The organism is Tellurirhabdus rosea (genome assembly GCF_026278345.1).
In the GTDB taxonomy this organism is placed as follows: Bacteria; Bacteroidota; Bacteroidia; order Cytophagales; family Spirosomataceae; genus Tellurirhabdus; species Tellurirhabdus rosea.
Genome location: NZ_CP111085.1, coordinates 5,008,775 through 5,034,455 on the forward strand (window position 1 = coordinate 5,008,775; position 25,681 = coordinate 5,034,455).

The window sequence follows — 25,681 nt, forward strand, 5'->3', positions numbered from 1 at the left end:
ATGACGAGCGAAAAGTTTTTATCAGATATAGAAAATATACAAAAGGCAATTGAATCAAAGAAGCTAGTTGTATTTGTAGGCGCTGGCGTCTCAATGAATTCAGGCCTTCCGAGTTGGAATGAATTAGTTAAGCAATTAAAATATGGTATTGGAATAGATGACAATGACACAACAGATCCTTTACAAGTAGCGCAAATTTATTATAATCAAAAAGGTCATAAAGAATACATTGAAAAGGTTAGGAACCTGTTATTTCATAAAAGAGGCGTATATAACGAACTTCATGATGTAATTTTTGACTTAAATCCTGAACATGTAATCACTACAAATTATGATAATTTTCTTGAACAAGTAATTAGAAAAAGAGCTTTACCTTTCTCAATAATTAAAGAAGATAAAGATTTTCCGTATTCAAAAAATAGCAATTTATTAGTTAAAATTCACGGAGACCTTGATAATGATAATTTTGTATTGAAAGAAGACGATTACTTATCGTATCAGGATGAGCACCCATTGTTCGATGCTTTTATCAAGTCAATATTCTCAACAAAGGTCGTTTTGTTTATTGGCTATGGATATTCAGATCCTAACCTTAAAATTATACTCCACAAAGTTAGAAATATCTTGGGGAAGGATTATCAAAATTCATTCCTGCTTACACATTCTCACTTTTCAGAGTATAAACATGAGTATTTGAAAAATAAAGGAATTACTGTAATTAGTTTTGAAGATAATCAAGATGCAATAGATAGCTATATAAAAGGGGCAAACTTTAAAAAAAATATATATATCGATGACAACATATCCTTGAAAATTCCAGGATTATATTTATACAAATTGGTAAAATTTATAAAATATTATGATAGAGAGGAAGAAAAACTGAATAGGAAAGAAGTGCTAGATCAAATGTATCTGTCATTACTTAAATACAATGAATTAAGATCATTGCCATATTTTTTTATTGCTAGTATTTTTCCATTTAATAATGTCAAAAAGCAAGTAGGGTATAATATTCATTCGCAATATTCCTTAAAGATAAGAAACTCGTTCATTGTAGATTTTTTTAACGATAATACTCACAATGAACATGGATTTACTTCTTTTACAGAAACGTATATAGGATTGCTTAGTAATTATGAAGCATCAAGTAAAAAAGACAAGTTGAATTATATTATAGAAAAGTTAAATTCAAGTGGAATATATCAGCTTGACTTAAGCCATGATGCTAGAAATAGGTCAAAAGAGCATAAGCCTGTAGAATTATTTACAGGCATCGATAAAGAATGCGATTGCCTTAAGTGCTTGTATGAAAAGCTTAAATTTAATACGTTATTTATTAATTTAACTGCCCATCATATAACAGATACTTCTAATATTGTAAATGACCTAACTTTGGCTTATACTAATTATAAAGTTGGCAATATTTATGCATCTTGTTTGCTATATGAAGAGTTAGCATTAAAGGCGTGGGAAAGCTCTAATTATATAATTTATTACATAGCAAAATACAGCTTTAAAACTTTAACACATTTTATTGAATATAAAGAGTATAAAAATATACCAAAAGATACAATTAAATTGATTCAGGAAAAAGGTGAAAGAATCAACCTTGAGCAAATAATGAATCAGCTTAGATTTTTGCCTGAAGAACATTTAGAGTTGATTAAATATATAAGGGACGGAAAAGTTTTGCAATATTGTAAATATAGTATTGATGAATTATATGAGAAAATAGTTGTGACTTATGATAAACTTAATAGAGGTATAATATATTACTCAGGGCCAGATTACTTTAATCAGATATTGTTTCATCTTACTTCTTTAACAAATTTTTATTCGATTAATTGTATTGTATATGATGCTTTTGGTAATTACAAGGATTGTGTAAACAAAGCTTTGAAAGGCTTATTAATTTGCTATAAGTTTTCAAATAACTATCCTTATAATAATACACAATTGAATTATGGGTTTTGTCACAATTTTGTACATTATGCTACTTTAGAGGATTACAAAGAATTTTTTATTACTTATTCAATTGAAGAAATAAAGCTTGATGAAGATTCTGTAAGTTATTTGTTAGATTTAATCAACAATTATGCTACTTCATTATTTAATGAAAATATTTATTCCTCAAGATTAGACAAAAATAATTTAGTTCATTCGCATATAGCAAAAAAAGTATTTAACGACAATTATCTTAAAATTGTCGAAAATTTGCTTTTCCTTCTTAGCTTAACGAACATTGAGCAGGAAAGAATAAAAATCACATTAAAAAACTTGCTTAAGCTAATAGAAACATCTGAATTCTTTTATTGGAAACATTTTACCTATTTTTATGCGATACTTATAAAGTACGAAATGATAATTGATGGTAATTATTTTGAAAAGTTATTTGATGTTTTTACTCAGAAAGATGAGGCAACACTTGGCGACTTTGTAATGGAAATAAGTAAAATATATTATAATAAACAAAGTATTTATAGGCTATCAAATAAACTTCATTTTGAAAGAATGATGCATATTGTGCATGATGGAAATACAAATAATGTATATATTCACGGTGATTATATAATTAATTTATGGAAAATAGTTTGTGATGAATATAGAGATGTAGTTAGAGGTAAAATAATAGATAAGCTATCAAGTGACTTTGATGAGAATATATATGTAAAATCATCGCATTTAAATATTATTAATTATAAAATGTTTTTTAAAGAGTACCTTTCCTATGTTCAAAAAATGAACAATTCATATGAAAAATATGAGAAACATAATGGATTTAGTTATAGTGAGTTTTTTACGTTAATAATAATGATGTATAAACTTGAGATTGTCTTGGATGAATCTGATATTGATATCTTAGGGGAGTTGGAAGACTTCATGAAATTTTATATAAATCCAAGCTTGTTCGATGTAAATTCTATAAATATTGAATGGTTAAATTTAACTAATCATTCGACTATACATAAACACTTAAGTCGTTTTTCATATATATCTCAAACTATAAAAAATTATATTCGTAAGAACGAATCTAAATTAGATTATAAAAATTTATATGTAACTTACTATTTGTAGAAGGTTACTTATTGATATACGTTTACGCCTTAGAGCTAAGCCGGTTTGTTAGCTTTGAAAAGTTGCACTGGTCTTTTAAGCCTTGAACAGTTCTATGAATATTCTTTGCTTAAATTGCTATCAGCTTACATTAATTTCTTTCCTTGATGGAAAGAATAAAGCCCATTTCCATGAAAGGAAAGCGGTTTGTCTTAGGTAAACTTGTCTTTATGCTTTTTTTTCTAATATTCCAGTAGACTTTCAACACGAGCAGACTCTTTTAATTTCTCGCTTTAAGGCCATTTTTTCTTCTTTGACTTTTCTTCAATCAACTTAACCAACCCCTCACCCCATCCCCAACCCCCAAACTCCCTTTCTATTTACCCCACATTCTTCCGAGTCCACGCGCTCCAACTGCTTTGTTTAACAAAAACATAATGACCGGCGGGGTGAGGGACAGGCCGACGCGCGCTACCTTCCGGTAAATAAACGCCTGGTGGTCATGGATGCCCTCAAAATTGGTCTGTTAGTGCTGGCCGGACTGGTCCTTTTTCTGTTTGCCCTGAACAACCTCTCCGATGGCCTAAAAGCCCTCTCCGGGAAGAAGCTCCGCAAAGGACTGGCGCGCTTTACGCACAATGTCTTCACGGGCATCCTGACGGGAATCGTCGTGACTACGCTGCTGGATTCTTCCTCGGCGGTCATCATCATGGCGATTGCGCTGGTCAATAGCGGGGCTTTGACCTTTCGCCAGGCGCTGGGAATCGTGTTGGGGGCCAACATCGGCACGACCTTTTCCAGCCAGTTGATCGCCTTCGACATCGGGCAGTGGGCGGGCCTGCCGATGGCCGTGGGCTTTGGGCTGATGGTGGCCACTAAACGGGCGCTGGTAGCCCAGTGGGGCGGGGTGCTACTGGCGTTCGGGATGCTGTTTCTGGGCCTGTACCTGATGGAAGAAGCCGTCGAGCCGCTCAAACATCTTCCCGTGGTGGTCGAGTGGATGAAAGGCTTGTCCCACCCGGTGCGCGGCGCCCTGACCGGGGCCGGGGTAACGGTGCTGTTGCAGTCCTCCTCGGCGACGGTGGGCATGGCCGTGGTGCTGGCGGGCCAGGGTCTGCTGACGCTGCCAGCGGGCATCGCCCTGATGATGGGGGCGGAGCTGGGAACCTGCGCCGATACGGTGGTCGCTTCGGCAGGCCGCAGCCGGGCCGCCCTGCGGACGGGGCTGTTTCACCTCCTTTTCAACATGGTGTCGATTCTGGCGGGGCTGCTGCTGATTCATCCGTTCACCGAGCTGGTCAGCTGGGTATCGGGGGGCATGCCCCTGTCGAGGCAACTCGCCAACGCGCACGTATTGTTCAACCTGCTGGGCGTACTTCTGGCGGCCCCGCTGACTCCCGTGGTGGCTCCGCTGCTGGAACGATGGGTGCCGGACCGCCCCCGGGAGGCGTATTTCGAAGCTTATTCTTAGCCAATCTTTTCAGGAAATGTCCGCAATCGGCCGTTACTCAGCGGATTGTTTTCTGACGTTTTCAGGATAATGGTCGGGGCGTGAAGGGGAGGGGCGTTCTGTTTATGCCGTTTACGCGCCGGCCCAACGGGTTCCCTTCGTCTGGAGGGGAACCCGTTGGACCGGTTGGCGTTTCGGGGCGGGAATCCGGAACTTGCCCGAATTCCCTGCTTTTCGTCAGGGCTGTCCACCGCCACCGGCAGCTCCGTAGACCTGACCAGTGGCGTAACTGCCGTCACTGGCGGCCAGCTGCACGTAGATGGAAGCCAGTTCGACCGGCTGCCCCGGCCGTCCCATCGGGGTGTCTCCGCCGAAGGTTTTGAGCTTCTCCTTCGTGGCCCCGCCGCTGGGCTGCAAGGGCGTCCAGATGGGGCCGGGGGCGACCCCGTTCACCCGGATGCCTTTGGGACCCAGTTGTTTGGCGAGGGATTTGACAAAATTCGTCGTGGCGGCCTTGGTCTGGGCGTAATCATACAGGTTGCCCGATGGGTCATACGCCTGCTCGGAGGTCGTGCCGATAATGACCGAGCCGGGAGGCATGTGCGGCAGGGCCGCTTTGATGATCCAGAACGGGGCGTAGATGTTGGTTTTCATGGTCGCATCGAAGTCTTCCGAGGATACGTCCAGAATCGATTCCCGGGTCTGTTGCCGGGCCGCGTTGCTGACCAGAATGTCCAGCCCGCCCAGCCCTTTGACCGCTTCGTCGACCAGCCGCTTGCAGAACGCTTCCTCACGAATATCTCCGGGAATGGCCACGGCTTTCCGGCCTTCTTTCCGGATCAGCTCGATGACCTCTTTCGCGTCAGGTTCTTCGGCGGGGAGGTAGTTGATGGCCACATCGGCCCCTTCGCGGGCGTAGGCAATGGCTGCCGCCCGGCCCATTCCCGAATCGCCGCCGGTAATCAGGGCTTTCCGGCCCTGCAAACGTCCCGAGCCCTTGTAGCTGCTTTCGCCGTGGTCGGGACGGGGCACCATCTTGCTGGCCAGTCCCGGCCAGGGTTGCATGGGTGTATTAAAGGGCGGCTTTGGGTACTTGGTCGTGGGGTCTACAAGCGGCGGCGCGGCCGAAGTAAAAACCGGCCCGGGCGAAGCGGCCAGCACCGGCGTCGCAATAACGGTAGCCGCCAGGGTGCTACCCAGCCCGCCAATAGCCTGGCGTCTGCTCAGTTGATTTTCTTGATTCATGGTTGTATCCGAACGTTGAGTGATTGACTTCCGCAGGTCTGCGGAGTTAAAAGTGTGACTGACAGAATGTAACCCGGTCCAAATTCCTGCGGTATTCTGCCCGCTGCCGAGCTTTTCGCTTTTGAACTGGTTTTTCTTTAACTATGGACACCGGCTACTTGTTGTATAAGGCAGGTTTAAAACGACACCATACGTTATGAAAAAGATTCTGGTTTTACTGGCCATTGCGGGCAATATGCTGCTGAGTCAGTCCTGCAACGAAAACAAGAAAAACAGCGAGGACAGCGTTGAAAACGCCCATGATGCCAATGATCTGAAAGAACAGAACGGCAGCGGGCAGACCGACGACACCAATGATTTTGCGGTCAAGGCCGCGGCGGGTGGCCTGTTGGAGGTGACTCTCGGGCAGATGGCCCAGGAGAAAGGGCAAAGTCCGCAGGTGAAGGCGTTTGGTCAGATGATGATCGAAGACCACACGAAGGCCAATGACGAACTGAAAGCGCTGGCGGCCCGGAAAAACATAACCCTGCCGACCACCCTGGGCGAAGACGAGCAGAAACACGTCGATGAACTGGCCAGCCTGTCGGGTGCCGAATTTGACAAAAAATACATTGACCTCATGGAAGATGACCACGAGCAGGACGTCAAGCTGTTTAGCGAAGCGGCCCAGGAGGAGGAAGATGCCGAACTGAAAGCCTTCGCTTCCAAGACGCTGCCCACCCTGCAACAGCATCTGAACAAGGTCAAGGCGATGAATACCGACCAGTAACGGCCCGGCCGTTTTCCGCTCTTCCGCAAAAACGCCCTGAACCGGCTCGCGGCCGCGTCTTTTTTTGTCCGTTTGTGATGACGGTCTTCAAAAAGCGACATGGCCGCGAGCCGGTTCAGTTTTTTGCCGACTTCCTTATTTTCGGGCCAGGGCAATCAGGACGGCCCCAATGGCCATCAGCGCCGCGCCCGTAATCACCTGCCAGTTGATTTTTTCTTTCAGGAAAAAGACGGCCAGCGTAATGGAAAAAACGAGGGAAACCTTATCCAGCGAGGAGGCCCGGGCCGCATCGCCCAACTTCAGAGCCCGAAAGGAAAGCAGCGACGAAACGCAGGTGATGATGCCCGCCAGAATCAGGTACAGCCAGACCCGCCGGTCGATCCGGCCCAGGTCCGCCAGGCGCCCCTGACCAATAACCACTCCCCAGGAAACCAGCAGGATCAGAACCGCCTGAATCGCAAAGGCTACGTTGGAATCCACGTTCTTGATTCCGGCCTTGGAAAGAGTAACCACCAGGGCGGAGGCTAAAGCCGCCAGCAATGAAAAAAGAATCCACATGAGTTTTCGAAAATGAGTACGACGTTGAGTTGAACAGGGGGATGAGACGTTATTGAGCGTAATCCGAAAGTGCCGGCAACGTTAGCCAATCAGCTTATCGGGGGTAATCGGCAGTTCCCGGATGCGTTTGCCGGTGGCATGGTAAACCGCGTTGGCGATGGCCGCCGCAAAGCCGACCATCCCGATTTCGCCCAGTCCTTTGGCACCCATCGGGTTGATCACCGGGTCGCTTTTGCCGATGAAAATAACGTCGATGTCGGGCGTGTCGGCAAAGACCGGCACGTGGTACTCGGCCAGGTCTTTGTTGACGTACCGGCCGTAGCGGTGATCGATAATGCCTTCTTCCATCAGGGCCATGCCGATGCCCCACATCACCGAACCCAGCACCTGGCTGCGGGCCGTTTTCTGATTGATGACCGTACCGGCATCAATCGCCGAAACAACCCTCGCTACCCGCACCATACCGGTCGCCGGATGGACGTGCACCTCGACAAAATTGGCGCAGAACGACTTGCGGGAGACGGCCTGCTGCTCCGGCCCGGCCTTGAATTCTTTGTTCACTTCCAGTTTCGGCAGGTTATTGCCTTTGAGAATATCCCCGTACGACAGGCTCTCCGCCCGACCTTTGCGCTTGATGGCGGCATTTTCGACGAGCAAATCCTCGGGCCGGGCGTTGTGCAGCGGGCTTCCTTCCTTTTGAACGGCCAGTTCCCGGAGCCGCTGCGTTAACGCCTGACACACCTCGTACACGGCAGAACCTACCGAAGCCGTGGTGTGGGAGCCGTATTGCGGCGGTGCCGGGGGAAACAGGGAGTTGCCCAGTTCGAACCGTATCTTATCCACGTCGATTCCGGTGACGTCGGCCGCAATCTGGGTCATGATGGTGTAAGTGCCCGGCCCCACATCGGCGGCGGCGGTCTGAATTGTCAGGGTGCCGTCCGCCGAAAGCACGGCCCGGGCCGAAGCCGTGGTCCGCTCCGATTTGTAAATACCGGCACTCATGCCCAGCCCGACCAGCATGCCGTCCGCCCGCATGGAACGGGGTGTCGGGTTGCGGCGGCTCCAGCCGAACCGTTCGGCGCCCTGTTGGTAACAGTCTTTCAGAAAATTACTCGACCACTGTTTGCCGTTTTCCGGGTCCACTTCGGCGTAGTTTTGCAGCCGCAGCCTCATCGGGTCCATCGTCAGGGCGTAGGCCAGCTCATCCATCGCCGATTCGAGCGCGAACGAACCGCTCGTCTCGCCGGGGCCGCGCGTCCAGCAGGGCGTACTGACGTCGAGGGACACCAGCCGGTACACGGCGTTGAGGTTGGGGCAGCGGTACAGGGACTTGGTCGGGTGCAGCGTCCGCTCCGTAAACTGTTCGTATTGGGAGGTGAGTCCGGCCACCTCGTGGGTGGTCGTCAGCAGGGAACCATCCGAAGCAGCTCCCAGCCTTACTTTCTGCACCGACTGCGGGCGGTAGCCTACCATGTTGAAGGTTTGCTCGCGCTTCAGCACTACCTTCACGGGGCGGCCTACCTTTTTGGCTCCCAGAATGGCGGCCATCTCCTGGGGCCAGATTCGGGACGAACTGCCAAAGGCCCCGCCCACGAAGGGCGAATGAATCTGTACATTTTCTTCCTTCAGATTGAAGGCTTTCATGATGTCTTTCTGCGCCAGTTTCACGCCCTGCGATTTGTTGTAGACCGTCACCTGGTCGCTGCCTTCCCAGACGGCCGTGGCGGCGTGGGGTTCCATCGGGTTGTGGACGTGGATGGGCGTATGGTATTCCTGTTCGATCCGTACAGGGGCACTGCCGAACGCCGCAGCATCGCCCCGCGAGTAGTCCTCCGGTCGTTCGGGTTTGTAACCCCGGGCGGTGTTGGTTTTGAGGTTGGTCTGGTGCGGCTCTTCCTGGTACTGCACCCGGACCAGCGAAGCCGCGTAGGTGGCCCGTTCGAAGGTGTCGGCAATGGCCAGGGCAACCGGCTGGTTGTTGAAATGAATCTGATCGTCGTGGAAAACCCGCAGCTCCTGACCGGCTACCCTTTTTTCCTGCGGCGAGGTCTGCTGCTGGTAACCCGGCACTTTGGGCGCATTTTTATAGGTCATAATGGCCAGCACGCCCGGCGCTTTTTCGGCCGCCCGCGTATCGATCCGTTTGATGCGCCCCCGGGCAATGGTGCTCGTCACCATGACGCCGTAGGTGATGCCGGTCAGGTTGTATTCTGCGGCGTATCTGGCACCCCCCGTTACCTTTAAAAGTCCGTCAACCCGGCTCAGCGGATCACCGATCCGGGCCTTGCGGAAAGTGGGTTCGTTCTTGTTCATGGGAATATCTTAAGCTAAACCGGCCGCTACCTTCAGGGCTTCAACCATCGCCGCGGGTGCCATTTTGAGTTTGAACGCATTGTGCTCATACGCCTTCGCCTCCCGCATGGCAACCGCAGCGGCCTGTTGAAAGGTGGCTTCGGAGGCCGTTTTGCCCTGGAGCGCCTGTTCGGCTGCCAGCAGGCGCCAGGGTTTGTGGGCGACTCCACCCATCGCCAGCCGGGCCGCCCGAATGGTTTGGCCGTCGAGGTCGAGGGCCGCGGCGACCGACACCAGGGCAAAGGCGTAGGAGTTCCGGTCGCGGACTTTCAGGTAATGCACGTTCCGGGCAAACCGGTTCTCCGGAATCTGCACCGCCACAATGAGTTCGCCCCGTTCCAGGTTCGTATCCCGCTGGGGAGTGCTTCCCGGCAGGCGGTGAAAGTCGGGGAACGGAATGGTCCGGTCTCCCTTCGGGCCGGTCACCTGAACCGTGGCGTCAAGGGCCGTCAGGGCTACGCACATGTCGCTGGGATGCACGGCGATGCAGGACGGCGAACCGGACTGCCCATCGCGGGTGCCGAAGATGGCGTGAATGCGGTTGAAGCCGTTCAGGGCCCCGCAGCCCGAGCCGGGTTCGCGCTTGTTGCAGGGCATGGCCGGATCGTAGAAATAATAGCACCGGGTGCGCTGCATCATGTTGCCCCCGACGGTCGCCATGTTGCGGATTTGCGCCGAGGCCCCGGCATTGAGGGCCTGCGAAAGCAGAGGCTGGTATTGCCGGATGAGAGGATGGTCGGCAACGGCGCTGTTCAGGGCCAGAGCGCCGATCCGGAGGCCGGACCCGGCTTTTTCGATGGCCCGGTAGGGCAGGGCGTTGAGGTCCACCAGCTTTTCGGGGTTCATCACCTCGCGTTTCATCAGATCGACAAGGTTGGTGCCCCCCGCGATAAACTGCGCCGTTGGGGTGGCCGTCAGGGCTTCGATAGCGGCCTGGGGCGTGGTCGGCTGTACGTACTGGAAGTTGATCATACCCGTTGCCCTCCCTGTTTAACCGCCCAAATGGCCTCCACGATGTTGGCGTAGGCGCCGCACCGGCAGATGTTCCCGCTCATGTATTCGCTTATTTCGGCTTTGGAGTTGGCGTGCCCTTCCCGAAGACAGCCCACCGCCGACATGATCTGACCGGGCGTACAGTACCCGCACTGAAAACCGTCGTGTTCGAGGAAAGCGGCCTGGACGGGATGCAGACGCGCGGCCGGATCAGTGGCGGCCGGGTCGGCCCCAGCCGGGGTAGCCCCTGCCGGGGTGGCCCCTTCGCGGGTAAGTCCTTCAATCGTCCGGATGTCTTTGCCGTTTGCCATCACCGCCAGGGTGAGGCAGGCCAGAACGCGCTGGCCGTTGACATGAACCGTACAGGCGCCGCACTGCCCGTAATCGCAGCCTTTCTTGGTCCCCGTCAGGTCCAGTTGTTCGCGCAGCAGATCCAGCAGCGTTACCCGCGGTTCGATCGGCTGCGAATGCGACCGGCCATTGATGGTCAGGGTGACCGTCTGCGGCGGGTGGGCGGTTGCCGAATCTTCGCCCGAAGCTGCCGCTCCATCAAAGGGGGCGGGCGTCAGGACAAGGGCCGTCAGCAGCGACGATTGTTTCAAAAAATCCCGTCGGGTTTCGGACGTAATCTCCTGCCGGGTGCCGGACTTTCTACGTTTCATTCGCCTCTGCTTTAGGGGTAAGTCGGGCTTACCCGTTCGTCACTGTTTCTGGAAAACGGCAGGTCGGTTGGGTACAAAAACCCGGACAATAAGCTCTAAACTCGGGGGATGCCGTAAACGTTTGGTCCGTCGGGTCAATTTTCCGGAAAGCGGGGTTATTCCGGTACGCGTCCGGGTTTCCCGGTGGTTGACTCCGGGTCGTCCGGCTTGAAGAAGAGGCCCCGGCGGGCTTCGGGCGGCTTCCGTTGCCCGGCCCGGACGGAAGAACCGCAGAAAGTACCGCATTTCCCGGGAATCATACCGCGGTTCCTAAATCGCCTCCTGCCAACTTTGTTTCCGTCAATCGAAGCGTTTTACTCCTCTCGCAATTCACCAACCACTAACTGGTAAAGACCATGCCTACGCTGAAAGTAAAGGACGGTACGGAAATTTTTTACAAGGACTGGGGAACGGGTCAGCCCGTCGTGTTCCACCACGGATGGCCGTTGTCCTCCGATGACTGGGACGCCCAGCTGATGTTTTTTCTGACGCACGGGTATCGGGTCGTGGCCCACGACCGGCGGGGCCACGGACGGTCCACCCAATCGGCCTCCGGACACGACATCGACACCTATGCCGCCGATGCCGCCGAACTGGTCGAGTTTCTGAACCTGAAAGACGCCATTCACATCGGCCACTCCACGGGCGGCGGGGTCGTGGCCCGGTACGTGGCCAGACACGGAAAGGGGCGGGTCGCCAAAGCGGTGCTCATCAGTGCCGTCACGCCTTTGATGGTGCAAACCGAGGCCAATCCCGACGGGGTGCCGATGGCGGTGTTCGATGAGATTCGGGAAAACACGGCGACCCGGCGGCCGCAGTATTTCCACGAGTTTACCCTGCCTTTTTATGGCTACAACCGGTCGGACGCCACGCCTCTGCAGGGCGTTCGGGACAACTGGTGGCGTCAGGGAATGATGGGAGGCATCAATGCCCATTATTACGGTATCAAGGCGTTTTCGGAAACGGATTTTACGGAAGACCTCAAAAGCATCGACGTGCCGGTTCTGGTCCTGCACGGCGAAGATGATCAGATCGTGCCGATCCAGACGACCGCCCACAAAGCCATAAAGCTCCTGCAGAAGGGCCGTCTGATTACGTACCCAGGTTTTCCGCACGGCATGCCAACCACGGAGGCCGCCACGATCAACGCCGACCTGCTGGCCTTTGTGCAGTCGGAATCGTAAGGCTCTTTCCGGAACGTAAACGGACACATTTCCCAGGCTGACCCGGGGGTTTCGGCGGGCGCGCGGCGGATTCACCGGATGCGGGCATCCACCGAAACTCCGGGTCAAATTCCATTCTTTTCCCATGAACGATTCCATTTTGGGCCTTCACCACATCACGGCCATCGCCAACAACGCCCAGCGTAACTACGATTTCTACACGCAGGTTCTGGGGCTGCGCATGGTCAAGAAGACGGTTAATTTCGACGACCCCACGACCTACCATTTTTACTATGGCAACGAGCAGGGGTCGCCCGGAACCATCCTGACGTTCTTCCCCTGGGAAGGAATCGGCCCCGGCCGCAACGGGGTCGGCATGGCGACCGAAATAGGCTATTCGGTTCCGGCCGACAGCCTCGAAAACTGGGCCGAGCGGTTCCGGGCGGCGGGCGTCTCGACGGGCGAACCGGCCGAACGCTTCGGGGAACGGTACTTGCCTTTTACGGACCCCGACGGGCTGGCCCTGACCCTGATCGTCCCGCAACAGCCCGACAGCCGGAGCGCCTGGGTAACCAGCGCGGTCGGGCAGGACATCGCCACCCGCGGGTTTCACGGCATTACGCTGACATTGCAGAAAATAGACGCTACGGCGACGATTCTGACCGATATTTTCGGGTATCGGCTCCAGGGGCAGGAGGGCAACCGCTACCGATTCCGAACCGACAGCGTGGCCGAAGCCGCCATCGTTGACCTGCTCGAAGAGCCGGACCGGCAGCTGGGCCGCAACGCCGCCGGAACCAATCACCACGTCGCCTTCCGGGTTGCCGACGACCGGGTGCAGATGGAATTCCGGGAAAAAATCCTGTCCCGTGGGCTGCAGATCACGCCCCAGATTGACCGCGACTACTTTTTTTCGCTCTACTTCCGCGAACCGGGGGGCGTTTTGTTCGAGATCGCCACCGACCATCCGGGCTTCACGGTCGATGAGCCGCTGGCCGAACTGGGCACCCACCTCAAACTGCCTAAACAGTACACGGCCTCCCGGGACCGAATCGAAAAGGCGCTGCCGGTGCTGCGGGTCCGCTGACCGGGCGGACGGCCACCGGGTGCCTATCAGGGAATTCGTTTGAATGTTGAACCCAACCCATACACATCCCATGCAGACCCTTACGCAACCCCAGACCCATTCGTTCGTTTCGGAACAAGGGCTGAAGGTGTCCTACAAAAACTGGCAGGCCGCCCATGCGCCCCGCGCCCTTGTGATTCTCGCGCACGGATTCAACTCGCATAGCGGCTATTTTCAATGGGCGGCCGAACAGCTGACGGCTCAGGAGTACGAAGTGTACGGAATCGACTTTCCGGGCCGGGGAAACTCGGACGGAGAACGGTATTACATTGCCGACTACGGGCAGTTTGTGAAGGCGCTTGACAAGCTGGTGGACCTGGCCCAGGCGGCCCATCCGGGTCTGCCAACCTTCCTGCTGGGCCATAGCGCGGGAGGTGTTTTGTCGGCGGTTTATGCGCTGGAGCACCAGGACAAGCTCAGTGGGTTTGTTTGCGAAAGTTTCGCTTTTCAGGTTCCGGCCCCCGATTTTGCCGTGGCGGTGTTGAAAGGGCTGAGTCACCTCTTTCCGCACGCACACGTGCTGCGGCTGAAAAACGAAGATTTCTCCCGCGATCCGGCCGTGGTGAATTTCATGAATCAGGACCCGCTGATCGCCGATGAAGTGCAGCCTACCAAAACCGTGCAGCAGCTGGCGCTTGCCGACGAACGACTGAAGGCCGAAATGGCGGCCATCCAACTGCCCCTGCTCATTCTGCACGGTACGGCCGACAAAGCCACGAAACCGAGCGGCAGCCGGTATTTTTATGAACAGGCTTCGTCGGCCGACAAAACGCTGAAACTGTACGAAGGCCATTATCACGATTTGCTGAACGATACAGACCGGGAACGGGTCATGGGCGACATTCTCAACTGGCTAAATCACCGGGTAAACCCCTGAAAAACTGCCCGCCGAGTCCGGTGCCGAACGGATGGGCCTCCGGACCCGGCGGGTGCAGGCTACACGTTTTGTTTCCGGACATAACTCCAGACAGGGGCCCAGGAGGCGCAATCCAATGGCAACGGGTATTTCGATCAATTCCAACAGTGCCGTGACGACCATCATCGTGCAGCGGCCTTACCGGCAGAACGTCCGGGCTTACGAAGACTGGTTAAGCAGAATCATTCCGCTGGCCCAGACGGCACCGGGGCACCGGGGCGTAAATGTCATCCGACCGCACGGCCGGAGCGACGAATACACCATTGTGCTGCATTTTGAGTCGGAAGCCTCCCTGCGCGACTGGCTGGCCTCCGACATGCGCAAACGACTCCTTGACGAGGTGCGGCCGCTGCTGAACGAAGACGAACGGATCGACATCCGGACCGGGCTCGAATTCTGGTTTACGCCCCCCAGCCATCCGGTCGTTCCGGCTTATAAACAGTTTCTGATCACCCTGTCCGCCATTTTTCCCCTGTCGATGCTGATTCCGAAGCTCCTCGGCCCGGTTCTGACCGTTCTGCCTTTTCTGGCCGTTCCGCTGGTCCGGGCGTTCGTCACCAGTCTGCTTCTGGTTGGCCTGATGACGTTTGTGATTATGCCGCGGTACGTGCGGCTGGTGGCCCGCTGGCTGTATGAATCCTGACGGACGGATGCACCCTGGCCGGGATCGGCGTATATTTGTGGGGTCATGTCCTGATTGGCAGGCCTGCTCACCTGTTCTGATTGCCGGATGCGCCCCATAAACCCCAACACCAGGCAGCCGGGTCCGGCCAGACGGCCCGCCCTGCGGATGCTTTTTTTCGCTTTCGGACGGACGGCCCTGCTGGTTGCGGGGCTGCTGTGCGGGCTGGCCGCGAGCGGGCAGAGCATCAACCGGCCGCGGGTGAACAGCCTGCTCGCCGAGTTGCCCAAAAGCCGCCCCGACGACCACCGGATTGCTATTTTGCTCGAACTGGGCCGGTTTCACCTCTACAAACCGGGGGAGTCAAAAGCGGATCTGGACAGCAGCCGGACCTACTTTCGCCGGGCCAGACAGCTCAGCGACTCACTGGGCTTGCGGACCCGTCGGCACGAGACGGAGAGTTTGCTGATCGCGGCCGATCTGGAAGGCGGCCAAAGAGCCAGCGGGCGCGCCCGGTTTGCGGACCTGATCCGGCGCTGCCAGCGTTCGGGCGACCGGGAGGGCGAAGCCATTGCGCGCGTCCGGTTCGCCGTCTGGCTGCGAAACTACGCCCCGGACTCCGCGCAGGTGATCGGCCACTTTCGCCGGGCCGCCGCCCTTTACCAATCCCTCCACAAACCGGCCGACGAAATCCATGCCCTGAAAGACATTGCGGTGACGCATTTTTACGAAGGAAAACTAGCCCTGGCCGAAACGGAACTGCTCGCCGTTCTGAAGCGGTACAAAGCCATCGGCTATCCCAACGTGCACTACACTTACAACCTGCTGTCGTCCATCTGCCGCGTAAAAGGCGATCTGAACGGGGGCTTGAAGTACGCGCTGCTGTGCATCGACAGCATGCACAAAACCGCGGATACGGCCTCGGCCGCCGCTTTCTACGGGGATCTGGCGCAGGTCTACGAAGCGGCCGGGAATCACCCGCAGCGGATGGAATGGGTCCGGAAATCGTACGCCGCCTGGCACCGGGAGCGGCTGCCGAACTTTGCGCTCTACCACGCCGCCGGCATCATTGCCAAAGACCTGATTGCCCGGCGCAGACCCACCGAAGCGCTCCGGTTCATCCAGCAGCTGATTCAGGACATTCCGACGAATACCATTATCCAGAAAGGCTGCGTGGCCCAGAACCTGGCTTACTGTTACGAAGCCTTGAAAAACGACCGGCTGGCCGAGCGGTCTTATCTGGAAGCCCTGTACTGGTACGAAAAAAATAGGCTCGACTTCGAAGGGTCCCTGCGCGTCAGGCAGGAACTGGGGGCCTTCTACCTCCGACAGCAGCGCTACAAAGAGGCGGGGGATTACCTGACGAAAGCCCTGACCACGCTGCCCCAGAAAGAACCCCTGTCGGCGCTGCGGGATATTCACCGGATGCTGTTCCGGGTCGATTCGGCGCGGGGCAGTTACCTCTCGGCCATCCGCCATTTTCAGTTGTACAAAGCCCTCAACGATTCTCTTTTCAACGAAGCGAAAAGCAAACAGCTGGCGCAGCTGCAGATTCAGTACGATACGCGGACCAAAGAGCAGAACATTGCGCTGCTGACCAAGCAGAGCGAACTCCAGCAGTCGGCCCTGAAACGGGCCCGGACCACCCAGACGGCCATGATGTTTGGGGCCGTTCTGCTGGCGGGTCTGCTGGGGGTCAGCTACAACCGCTACCGGCTCAAACAGCGGAGCAACCGACTGCTGGAAGCCAAACAACGGGAGATCGACCAGAAAAACCAGTCGCTCGAACAGATCGTCGCCGAAAAAGAAGGGCTGCTCGTCGAAAAGGAATGGATGCTGAAAGAAATTCACCACCGGGTCAAAAACAACCTGCAGGTCATCACCAGCCTGCTGAACTCCCAGTCGGATTATCTGGACGATCCGGTGGCGCTGGCCGCCATCCGCGAAAGCCAGAGCCGGGTGCAGACGATGGCCCTGATTCACCAGCGGCTGTACGAATCCGATCAGCTGTCGAAGGTAGATATGGCGGGCTACATCGGCGAAGTGGTCGATTACCTTCTGGAGACGTTCAGCGTGCAGCCCGCCGTCCGGGCCGAAGTGGACGTGGCCCCCGTCCGGCTCGATGTGAATCTGGCCACGCCGCTGGGGCTGATCATCAACGAAACCGTCACCAATTCGCTTAAATACGCCTTTCCGGTCTGCGCCAACGGCACCCGGCGGCCGGGCGTAATTCGGGTCACGCTGCTGCCGCTGACCGGACAGACGTACCGGCTCGTGATCCGGGATGATGGCGTGGGCCTGCCCGAGGGCTTCGATCCGGCCCGGAGCCGTACCCTGGGTCTGACCATGATTCAGGGCCTGAGCCGCCAGATCGGGGGCCAGCTCCGGATTTTTCAGGAGTCGGGCGTGGGGATACAGCTGGATTTTAACCCGGCAAAAAAATAGCAACGTTTCGGTCGAACCGGCGAACCGTCGAACCGTCGAACCGGCGCCAGCACCCCGCCCGATGGGTCAGTGGCCGCTCGGGCGGGGCGGGAGGCTGATGCGCAGCTTTTTCATCCGGGCTTCCAGCGTTGTCGGTTTGAGGTGCAGCAGTTCGGCGGCACCGCCCTGCCCCCGGATGCGCCCGCCCGACTGGACCAGGGCCGCCAGAATCGCCGCCCGCATGGTATCGTTAATGGGTTGTACGGACTCGTTCCGCGGTTCGGCCAACGCGGGTTCGCCGGAGGCAGGCATCGCCCGCAGCGGCTCGGCCAGTTCCAGCGTCGTGGACCGCGACAGGATCGCCGCCCGTTCCAGCACATGTTCCAGCTCCCGGATGTTGCCCGGCCAGGCGTAGGCCTGAATCTGCTGCAGCGCCTCGTTGGCAATGCCGGTCAGCGGCTTTCCCAGTTTCTTACTGAGGCGTCTCAGAAAGTGCAGCGCCAGCGGCTGAATGTCGTCCGTCCGTTCCCGCAGCGGCGGCACCAGGATCGGAAACACGTTCAGCCGGTAGTAAAGGTCCGACCGGAACCGCCCCCCGGTCACTTCCCGCTGCAAATCCCGGTTGGTGGCGGCGATGATCCGGACGTCGATGCGGATAGGGCCCTTTCCACCAATGCGTTCGATTTCCTTTTCCTGAATGGCCCGGAGGAGTTTGGCCTGAAGCTCCAGGGGCAGCTCCCCGATTTCGTCCAGAAAAAGCGTCCCGCCGTCGGCCAGTTCAAACTTGCCGATCCGCTTTTCGGTGGCTCCCGTAAAACTGCCCCGTTCGTGGCCAAACAGCTCCGATTCGATCAGTTGGGCGGGCAGGGCGGCGCAGTTGATCTTGACAATGGCGCGGCCCTGCCGGGGAGAAAGGGTGTGGACCGCGCGGGCGACCAGTTCCTTGCCCGTCCCGGTTTCGCCCAGAATCAGCACGGTGGCATCGGTGGGAGCTACCTGACGGATGTTGGTAAACAGCGCCTGCATCGCCGGACTCTGGCCGATGATTTCGCCGAAATTGTGGCTGGTCCTGATTTCTTCGGTCAGGTAGGTTTTCTCCTGCTCCAGCCGCTCGCTCAGCTGGTTGATCCGCTCAAAGGCAAGTACATTGTCGAGGGCCAGCGCCATCTGAACGCTGATATCCTGCAGGGTGTGCAGGTCCCGGTACGTAAAGGCGTAGGGGGCTTTGCTGGCCAGAATGAGCGAGGCGGCGGGCGGTTCGCTGACGAAAACGGGGACGTACAGAATGGATTCCAGTCCCAGCGCCTTCCGGAAAAGCTCGCCAATCACGTTGCCGGGAGCCTGATCGGAAAACTGAAAGCCGACGTGGAGCGTGGGTTTGGTCAGGCAGGTTTGCAGCGAGGCCAGCCCGTCGGCCCAGGCCGCCGGACTGATGGTGGAGTAGAGCGGAAGCGACTGCACTTCCAGCGGCTCGAAGCGGCCCCGGACTTTCTGCACCATCTGGAGAGCGCCCGTTGCGGGAGCCTCCCGGTGGGGAGCCCGGTAAAGCGCCAGAACATCGACGGGCAGCAGCTCGTTGACCGACCCGGCCACCTGCGTCAGGACGGCAGTCATGCTCACGCCACTGCGGAACGCATTGGCAATGGCCAGTTCGATAGCCTTGACCTGCCGCCGCGTATCCAGCTCTTCGTAAGCGAGCAGATTGTCCAGGGTCAGGGCAATCTGCGGGCAGACGAGACTGATAATCTGGTAGTCGCGGTCCGTAAACCCGTCGGCAAGGGTACTCGACAGCATGATCGTGGTTACGGAGTTGCGCTTAAGCGGAATCGGAAACACGGCCAGCGACCGGACGCCGAACCGATTCCGGGCGGCCCGCGCCGTGATGTACCGCCCGCAAAGCTGCTCGTACGCTTCGCCGCTGAAAACGCCGGTTTGTTCATCCAGCCGGTCCGGCGCTTCCTGCTCCATTCGTTCGAGGCGCGAGGCATCGGTTTCGTCCTCCAGCAGTTTCGCCAGATTGACCGGCCTGAACGAATGGCCGCCCGTTTTTTCCAGCATCAACCAGTAAAACGACGAGTCGTCGGGCAGACTGATCCGGAAGGTGAGAAACGAGAACGGGACAAATCGGTTGATCTGCTCCGCGATGGCCAGACAGAACTGTTCGCGGTTCTGGAGGTTGATGCTCGCGTTGTTGACGGCAATCTGGATGCTTTGCTGCTGGCGCAGCCGGGCTTCTTCGCTGTGGGCGTGGCGGTACCGGGCAATCTCCAGCGTCGAGAGGACGTCTTTTTCCCGGAACGGTTTGGTCAGAAACCCGAACGGCTGGGTGACTTTGGCCGATTCGAGGAGGCTGTCGGTCAGGTTGGCCGACAGAAACACGAACGGGATGGCCTGCCGGTTCAGCCAGTGGGCCAGGTCGATGCCCGTTTCGTGGCCGTCCAGAAAAATGTCCAGCAGCACAATGTCGGTTTGCCGGTTGCCCAGCAGTTCTTTGGCTTCCGCCACGGACCCGGCAATGCCTTCGACCCGGTAGCCCGCCTTGGTGAGCATCCGCCGCAGATCGTTGGCAATCAGAAATTCGTCTTCCACAATAAGCAGGGAAGGCAGCACCGGGGGCTCGCTGACAGGCAACATAAGGTCTTGGTAACGTTGACGACCCGTAAAGATAAACCTCCAAAACGACTCCAGCCAGCACCTCCACTATTTTGGAGTCTCTAACATAATGGAGGAAAATGTTTTTGATTTTAGGAAAGTAAGTGACTGATAATCAACATTTTATACTGAAAAGGGTTGTGTCCGGGCGGCATGGCACTGTGTTGGTTTGGGTGTAGTGACGAACTGTTTCATCCAACCTCTCTACTCATGCAACCCCTTTCACCGCCAGCGCCTTTTTTCATCGAACAGGTTGAACAGGACCAGTGGATTCCGCCGAAACGGTGGGCCGACTGGCCCGAACTGATTCTGGTGCAGACCGGCGAAGGCTGCCATGCCGTCAACGGAAACCCCTTTGCGTATCGTTCGGGTGATGTTTTCTTCCTCGGCGCTCAGGACCAGTACAGCTTCGCCATCGCGCAGCGGACCAGCTTCTGCCGTCTTTCGTTTTCCCCGTTCTTCGTCGACAGCTTACCCGCCCGGCATGCGTGGGGGTATCTCGATGGCGGCGCCTCGCCCTGTCTGGGGCCGATTGCCACCGACGCGGCCGATCAGGAAAAGCTGCGGGCGCTGGTCGGGATGCTGCTGGCGGAGGAGCCCGGTCTTCGCCCGTGCACGGACAATTTCGTCGTGGAATCGTTGTTGACGGTCATTTTGAGTCTGGTCGGTCGGCTGCTCACCCGGACGGCCCTGGCCCCGTCGACGCGGCTCACCCATTCGGTGGACCTCACCCGGCGGGTGATTGCCTACATCACGCGGCATATCGGCGAGCCGCACCGGCTGCGCCTGGAGACCCTGGCCGACGCATTCAATTATTCTCCCGGACACCTGAGCGCGCTGTTCAAGGAGCAGGCCGGCGATTCCATCCAGCATTACATCATCCGGCACAAGCTCAACCTCGTGGCCCGGCGGCTCCGGCAGACCTCGCTGACCGTTTCGCAGGTGGCCGACGAGTTTGGTTTTACGGACGTATGCCACCTCAACAAGCTGTTCAAGCGCCACTACAAACGCACCCCGACCACCTACCGGCAGAGCGTGTGGCTGTAACCTGACCCGGCCGAACAGGTGCTTCACAGGCCGTAGCAGTCGCCCAACCAATGCCCGAACGGAGCGGCTTTCGGCCCGCTGGCGCGGCTTCCGGGCGGACAGGAGGGGTAAGGGGCTTGTGTGAATTGGTCCTATCCAAGTTTTCAGCAAAATTTTCACAAATTCTCGTGGGTTCATTTGACATTTTTTCAATAATGTGTCACTTTTACACCATCCGGGAATGTGTCATTTTTACACTATTGAGAATCTAACTGCTTAAGCGGTGCTAAAAAGCGGCGGAGTCAACGCAGGTTTCCGGCGCAGGCACCCGGCGGCGGTTTACAAGACGTTCTGAACGGGTATACAGAAAAAAGCAGGTCTATCGAAACAACATTCATGCGTCCGACACGGTATCTTATTTACTTTCTTTTGGTTTTTGTTTCGGGGAAAGCTTTTTCGCAGAATACCTCACTGAAACTCTGGTACAACAAGCCTTCGGGCCAGACCTGGGAAAACGCCCTGCCCGTCGGGAACGGCCGACTGGGGGTGATGGTGTACGGCAACGTGCCCCGGGAAACCCTGCAACTCAACGAACATACCGTCTGGAGCGGAGGCCCCAACCGCAACGATAACCCGGACGCGCTGGCCGCCCTGCCGGAAGTGCGCCGCCTGATTTTCGAGGGCAAACAGAAAGAAGCGGAGCGGCTCGCCAACAAAGCCATCATTACCAAAAAGTCGCACGGGCAGATGTTCCAGCCGGTCGGCAGTCTGCACCTGACGTTCGACGGGCACGAAAACTACACCGATTATTACCGGGATCTGGATATCGAGAAGGCCGTTGCCCGAACCTCGTATGTGGTCGGCGGTGTAACCTATGTCCGGGAAGTTCTGGCCTCGTTTCCCGATCAGGTGCTGGTGGTGCGGCTGACGGCCAGCCAGCCCGGCCGCCTTTCCTTCAAAGCGTCCTACACAACTCCCCAGCCCACGTCCGAAATCAAAACAACGGCGGCAAAGGAACTGGTGATTGCGGGCACCACCAGCGACCATGAAGGGGTGAAAGGGCTGGTGCGGTTCAAAGGCATCGCCCGCATCAAAACGGAAGGCGGCTCCCTGACCGCCGGCGACACCACCCTGACCGTTCAGGGGGCCAGCGCCGCCACCCTCTACGTTTCCATCGCCACCAACTTCAATTCCTATCAGGACGTTAGCGGCGACGAAAACGCCCGGGCGGCGGCGTTTCTGAACAAAGCCTACCCCAAATCTTACGCCGCTCTGGCCGCCGCGCACATGGCGGCGTATCAGCAGTATTTCAACCGGGTCAGACTGGACCTGGGCAGGACCGAGGCCGCCGCGCTGCCTACCGACGAACGGCTGAAGAACTTCCGGACCGCTCAGGACCCGCAGCTGGTGACGCTTTACTACCAGTATGGCCGCTACCTGCTGATCTCGTCCTCCCGGCCCGGTGGGCAGCCCGCCAACCTACAGGGAATCTGGAATCACCGGATGCGGCCACCCTGGGACAGCAAGTACACCATCAACATCAACGCCCAGATGAACTACTGGCCCGCCGAAAAAACGAATCTGGCCGAACTCCACGAACCGTTTCTGCACATGGTCCGGGATTTGTCCGAAACGGGCCGGGAAACGGCACGGGTCATGTACGGCGCGCGGGGCTGGATGGCTCACCACAACACCGACATCTGGCGGGCCACCGGGGCCATCGACGGCGCTACCTGGGGCATGTGGGTGGCCGGAGGCGGCTGGACCAGCCAGCACCTTTGGGAACATTACCTGTACAATGGCGATAAGGCGTACCTGGCGTCTGTGTACCCGATTCTGAAAGGGGCCGCCCAGTTTTACGTGGATTACCTGGTCGAACACCCCAAGTACCGCTGGCTGGTCGTCACGCCGGGGACATCGCCCGAAAACGCGCCCAAAGCGCATGGCGGCTCCTCGCTGGATGCCGGTACGACGATGGACAACCAGATTGCGTTTGATGTTTTCACGACGGCTATCCGGGCGGCCCAACTGCTGAAAAAAGATGCCTCGTTTGTCGATACGCTTCGGCAGATGCGGAGCAAGCTGCCACCCATGCACATTGGGCAACATGGGCAGTTGCAGGAATGGCTGGAGGACATCGACGACCCGAACGACAAGCACCGGCACATTTCGCACCTGTACGGGCTGTTTCCGTCCAACCAGCTTTCGCCATACCGGACGCCCGAACTCTACAGTGCCGCCCGGACTTCCCTCATCCACCGGGGTGATGTTTCGACCGGGTGGAGTATGGGCTGGAAAGTGAACTGGTGGGCCCGTTTGCAGGACGGCAACCACGCCTATACGCTCATCCAGAACCAGCTGACTCCGCTGGGGGTGAACAAAGACGGCGGCGGCACTTACAACAACCTCTTCGATGCGCATCCACCGTTCCAGATCGACGGCAACTTCGGCTGCACCTCGGGCATCACCGAAATGCTGATGCAGAGCGCCGACGGGGCGATTCACCTGCTGCCCGCGCTGCCCGACGCCTGGCCGCAGGGCAGCATCAGCGGCTTACGGGCTATCGGCGGATTCGAAGTGGTGAGCATGCAGTGGAGCGGTTCGAAGTTGACCAAAGTGGTTATTAAATCGAACCTCGGCGGCAACCTGCGGGTACGGACGCCCAACGCCCTTAACGGCAGCAATGGCCTGACTCTGAAAACGGCAACCGGCACCAACCCGAATCCGTTCTATCAGCTTGAGCCAACGCCAACCCCGATTGTTTCGGAAAAGGCATCAACCGCCGGCCCGACCTTGCAACAGACCTATTTGTATGACCTGCCTACGCAGGCCGGTAAGGTATATACACTGGTGGCACGATAGTGAGCTTTAAAAACTCTAAATTCAAAAAAGCCCTAACAGCCCCTCTCCTTGTGAAGGAGAGGAGTTGGGGTGAGGTCTCTCAAATGAAAAAACAACTTATCTCTTTCGCCCTGGGCCTGTGCTGTTTTGCGCTGAGCCACGCCAGCGTTGCCCAGACGACGCTGGTCAATCCCATCCTGACCGGCTTTTATCCAGATCCAAGCATTGTGCGGGTGGGGGCTGATTATTATTCAGTACATTCTACTTTTTCCTATTTCCCGGGTTTGCCGATCATGCACAGCCGTGACCTGAAAAACTGGAAGCAAATCGGCAATGTAATCAACCGCCCTTCGCAGATGGATTTCATGGGCGAACGCATGACGCGCGGGCTATTTGCTCCAGCCATCAGTTATTACAAAGGGACGTACTACGTAACGTGTACGGATATTGACCATGATGGAAATTTTGTGGTAACGTCTAAAAATCCGGCGGGGCCATACAGCGATCCCGTAAAAATTCCGCAGGTACGTGGGATTGACCCATCAATTTATTTCGACGAAGAGACCGACAAAGCATACATCATCTACAACAGCGACGCCCCCGACCGCAAGCCGCTGTATTCGGGTCACCGGACCATTCGGATGTACGAGTTTGACTACAAGAATTTGAAGGTGGTGGGCGAAGAAAAGCAACTGGTGAACGGGGGCGTAGATCTCTCGAAAAAGCCGGTTTGGATTGAAGGGCCGCACATTCTGAAGCGTAACGGCTGGTATTATCTCTACGCGGCCGAGGGCGGTACGTCGGTTAATCACTCGGAGGTAGTGTTGCGGAGTAAGGACGTTTGGGGCCCCTACGTTCCCTTTGAAGGAAACCCCATCCTGACGCAGCGGGACCTGCCTGCCGACCGCAAAGACCCCATTACGTCGGCCGGACACGCGCAGTTTATCGAAGGTCCCGATGGTAACTGGTATTCGATTTTCCTCGCGGTACGTCCCTACGAAGGCGATTATTATAACACAGGCCGCGAAATGTTCATTGCTCCGCTGACGTGGGTAAACGATTGGCCGATGATCGAACACGGTGAAAAAGCCATTGAATACCAGTACAAAACGGCCATCAAAGAAGTTAAACAGAAAGGGGCTTTACCGCAAAATGGCAACTTCGGATATACAATGACCTTCGACAAAGGGCTTGATCTGTCGATGCTTTTTTTGAGAACGGTGGATAGCAGTTCGTTTAAAACATCCAAGGCCAATGGACTGACCCTCAAGCTGAAACCGGAAACGATTTCTGAAATGGGAAACCCTTCGTTTGTGGGTAAGCGTCAGCAACACCTGTACAGCACCGCCGAAACCGAAGTGAGCTTTTCGCCAAAATCGGATAAGGAAAAAGCGGGATTGGTGATTTTTCAGGACGAACGCCATTTCTACTTCGCGGCCAAATCGAAAACCGATGGCAAAGACGTAGTTCAGTTGTTCAAGAGCAAAGACAAAACCCTGGAAATGGTGACTGAAGTGCCTTTACCTTCATCTGTTGCGAAAGTGAGTTTCAAAATACAGTCTGCAGGTCCCTTGTATAGCTTCTTCTACTCGACCAATGGGAAAAACTGGAACCTGTTGAAAGACCAGGTTGACGGCAAGTTTTTGAGCACCAAAGCGGCCAACAGCTTCATTGGCTGCGTGTATGGCCTGTATGCTACCTCATCTGGCGAAAAGTCCGAGAATACGGCTTCATTCAAGTACCTGAAATACAAAGGCGACGACCCGATGTATAAGTAATTGAAAAACCT

17 protein-coding genes are annotated in these 25,681 nt (G+C 55.3%); 11 read left to right on the forward strand and 6 right to left on the reverse strand.

Annotated features, from left to right (window positions below; translation table 11 throughout):
* Both ORG26_RS21200 and ORG26_RS21205 read left to right on the forward strand, forming a co-directional pair.
* Entirely contained in the window at positions 1 to 3,075 is a 3,075-nt protein-coding gene (locus tag ORG26_RS21200) for an SIR2 family protein (RefSeq protein WP_266365393.1), read from the forward strand.
* A 481-nt stretch (positions 3,076 to 3,556) separates the two neighbouring features.
* Positions 3,557 to 4,525 (forward strand): Na/Pi cotransporter family protein, encoded by a 969-nt coding sequence (locus ORG26_RS21205; RefSeq protein ID WP_266365395.1) that lies wholly within the window; start codon positions 3,557 to 3,559, stop codon positions 4,523 to 4,525.
* Between the two features lie 216 nt (positions 4,526 to 4,741).
* On the opposite strand, the gene ORG26_RS21210 is transcribed toward ORG26_RS21205, so the two are convergent.
* Positions 4,742 to 5,749 carry an SDR family oxidoreductase gene (locus ORG26_RS21210; RefSeq protein WP_323134308.1) on the reverse strand — a complete coding sequence of 336 codons (1,008 nt, stop codon included), beginning with the start codon at positions 5,747 to 5,749 and terminating at the stop codon, positions 4,742 to 4,744.
* A gap of 196 nt (positions 5,750 to 5,945) precedes the next feature.
* Here ORG26_RS21210 and ORG26_RS21215 point away from each other — a divergent pair, with 196 nt between their 5' ends.
* The gene (locus ORG26_RS21215) at positions 5,946 to 6,518 is read left to right on the forward strand and encodes a DUF4142 domain-containing protein (protein WP_266365397.1); all 573 of its coding nucleotides are present in this window, start codon (positions 5,946 to 5,948) and stop codon (positions 6,516 to 6,518) included.
* Between the two features lie 135 nt (positions 6,519 to 6,653).
* Here ORG26_RS21215 and ORG26_RS21220 read toward each other — a convergent pair whose 3' ends face one another.
* The 4 genes from ORG26_RS21220 to ORG26_RS21235 all read right to left on the reverse strand — a co-directional run bounded on the left by ORG26_RS21220 (position 6,654) and on the right by ORG26_RS21235 (position 11,083).
* Entirely contained in the window at positions 6,654 to 7,076 is a 423-nt protein-coding gene (locus ORG26_RS21220) for an EamA family transporter (RefSeq protein WP_266365399.1), read from the reverse strand.
* Between the two features lie 81 nt (positions 7,077 to 7,157).
* Positions 7,158 to 9,389 carry a xanthine dehydrogenase family protein molybdopterin-binding subunit gene (locus ORG26_RS21225; protein WP_266365401.1) on the reverse strand — a complete coding sequence of 744 codons (2,232 nt, stop codon included), beginning with the start codon at positions 9,387 to 9,389 and terminating at the stop codon, positions 7,158 to 7,160.
* 9 nt (positions 9,390 to 9,398) lie between these two features.
* On the reverse strand, positions 9,399 to 10,400 hold the full coding sequence (locus tag ORG26_RS21230; RefSeq protein ID WP_266365403.1) for an FAD binding domain-containing protein: 1,002 nt from the start codon (positions 10,398 to 10,400) through the stop codon (positions 9,399 to 9,401).
* Entirely contained in the window at positions 10,397 to 11,083 is a 687-nt protein-coding gene (locus ORG26_RS21235; protein ID WP_266365405.1) for a (2Fe-2S)-binding protein, read from the reverse strand. The genes ORG26_RS21230 and ORG26_RS21235 overlap by 4 nt, the downstream gene beginning before the upstream one ends.
* A gap of 395 nt (positions 11,084 to 11,478) precedes the next feature.
* Between ORG26_RS21235 and ORG26_RS21240 the strand changes: the two genes are divergently transcribed.
* The 5 genes from ORG26_RS21240 (at position 11,479) to ORG26_RS21260 (ending at position 17,394) form a co-directional block, all read left to right on the forward strand.
* Entirely contained in the window at positions 11,479 to 12,306 is an 828-nt protein-coding gene (locus ORG26_RS21240) for an alpha/beta fold hydrolase (protein WP_266365406.1), read from the forward strand.
* Positions 12,307 to 12,430: 124 nt separating this feature from the next.
* On the forward strand, positions 12,431 to 13,372 hold the full coding sequence (locus ORG26_RS21245) for a ring-cleaving dioxygenase (protein WP_266365408.1): 942 nt from the start codon (positions 12,431 to 12,433) through the stop codon (positions 13,370 to 13,372).
* Positions 13,373 to 13,442: 70 nt separating this feature from the next.
* Positions 13,443 to 14,288 (forward strand): alpha/beta hydrolase, encoded by an 846-nt coding sequence (locus ORG26_RS21250; protein ID WP_266365410.1) that lies wholly within the window; start codon positions 13,443 to 13,445, stop codon positions 14,286 to 14,288.
* Between the two features lie 115 nt (positions 14,289 to 14,403).
* Positions 14,404 to 14,970, forward strand: a complete 567-nt coding sequence (locus ORG26_RS21255) for an antibiotic biosynthesis monooxygenase (RefSeq protein WP_266365412.1) — start codon at positions 14,404 to 14,406, stop codon at positions 14,968 to 14,970.
* Between the two features lie 87 nt (positions 14,971 to 15,057).
* Positions 15,058 to 17,394, forward strand: a complete 2,337-nt coding sequence (locus ORG26_RS21260; RefSeq protein ID WP_266365414.1) for a histidine kinase dimerization/phosphoacceptor domain -containing protein — start codon at positions 15,058 to 15,060, stop codon at positions 17,392 to 17,394.
* Between the two features lie 66 nt (positions 17,395 to 17,460).
* On the opposite strand, the gene ORG26_RS21265 is transcribed toward ORG26_RS21260, so the two are convergent.
* Positions 17,461 to 20,007 carry a sigma 54-interacting transcriptional regulator gene (locus ORG26_RS21265; RefSeq protein ID WP_266365416.1) on the reverse strand — a complete coding sequence of 849 codons (2,547 nt, stop codon included), beginning with the start codon at positions 20,005 to 20,007 and terminating at the stop codon, positions 17,461 to 17,463.
* A gap of 228 nt (positions 20,008 to 20,235) precedes the next feature.
* On the opposite strand from ORG26_RS21265, the gene ORG26_RS21270 reads away from it, so the two are divergent.
* From ORG26_RS21270 to ORG26_RS21280, 3 genes are all read left to right on the forward strand, one after another.
* A complete protein-coding gene (locus tag ORG26_RS21270; RefSeq protein WP_266365418.1) occupies positions 20,236 to 21,072 on the forward strand; it encodes a helix-turn-helix domain-containing protein in 837 nt (278 codons plus the stop codon).
* Positions 21,073 to 21,447: 375 nt separating this feature from the next.
* A complete protein-coding gene (locus ORG26_RS21275) occupies positions 21,448 to 23,913 on the forward strand; it encodes a glycoside hydrolase family 95 protein (protein WP_266365420.1) in 2,466 nt (821 codons plus the stop codon).
* Between the two features lie 83 nt (positions 23,914 to 23,996).
* Positions 23,997 to 25,670, forward strand: coding sequence for a glycoside hydrolase family 43 protein (locus ORG26_RS21280; RefSeq protein WP_266369454.1), 1,674 nt, complete (start codon positions 23,997 to 23,999; stop codon positions 25,668 to 25,670).
* Positions 25,671 to 25,681 lie beyond the last annotated feature (11 nt).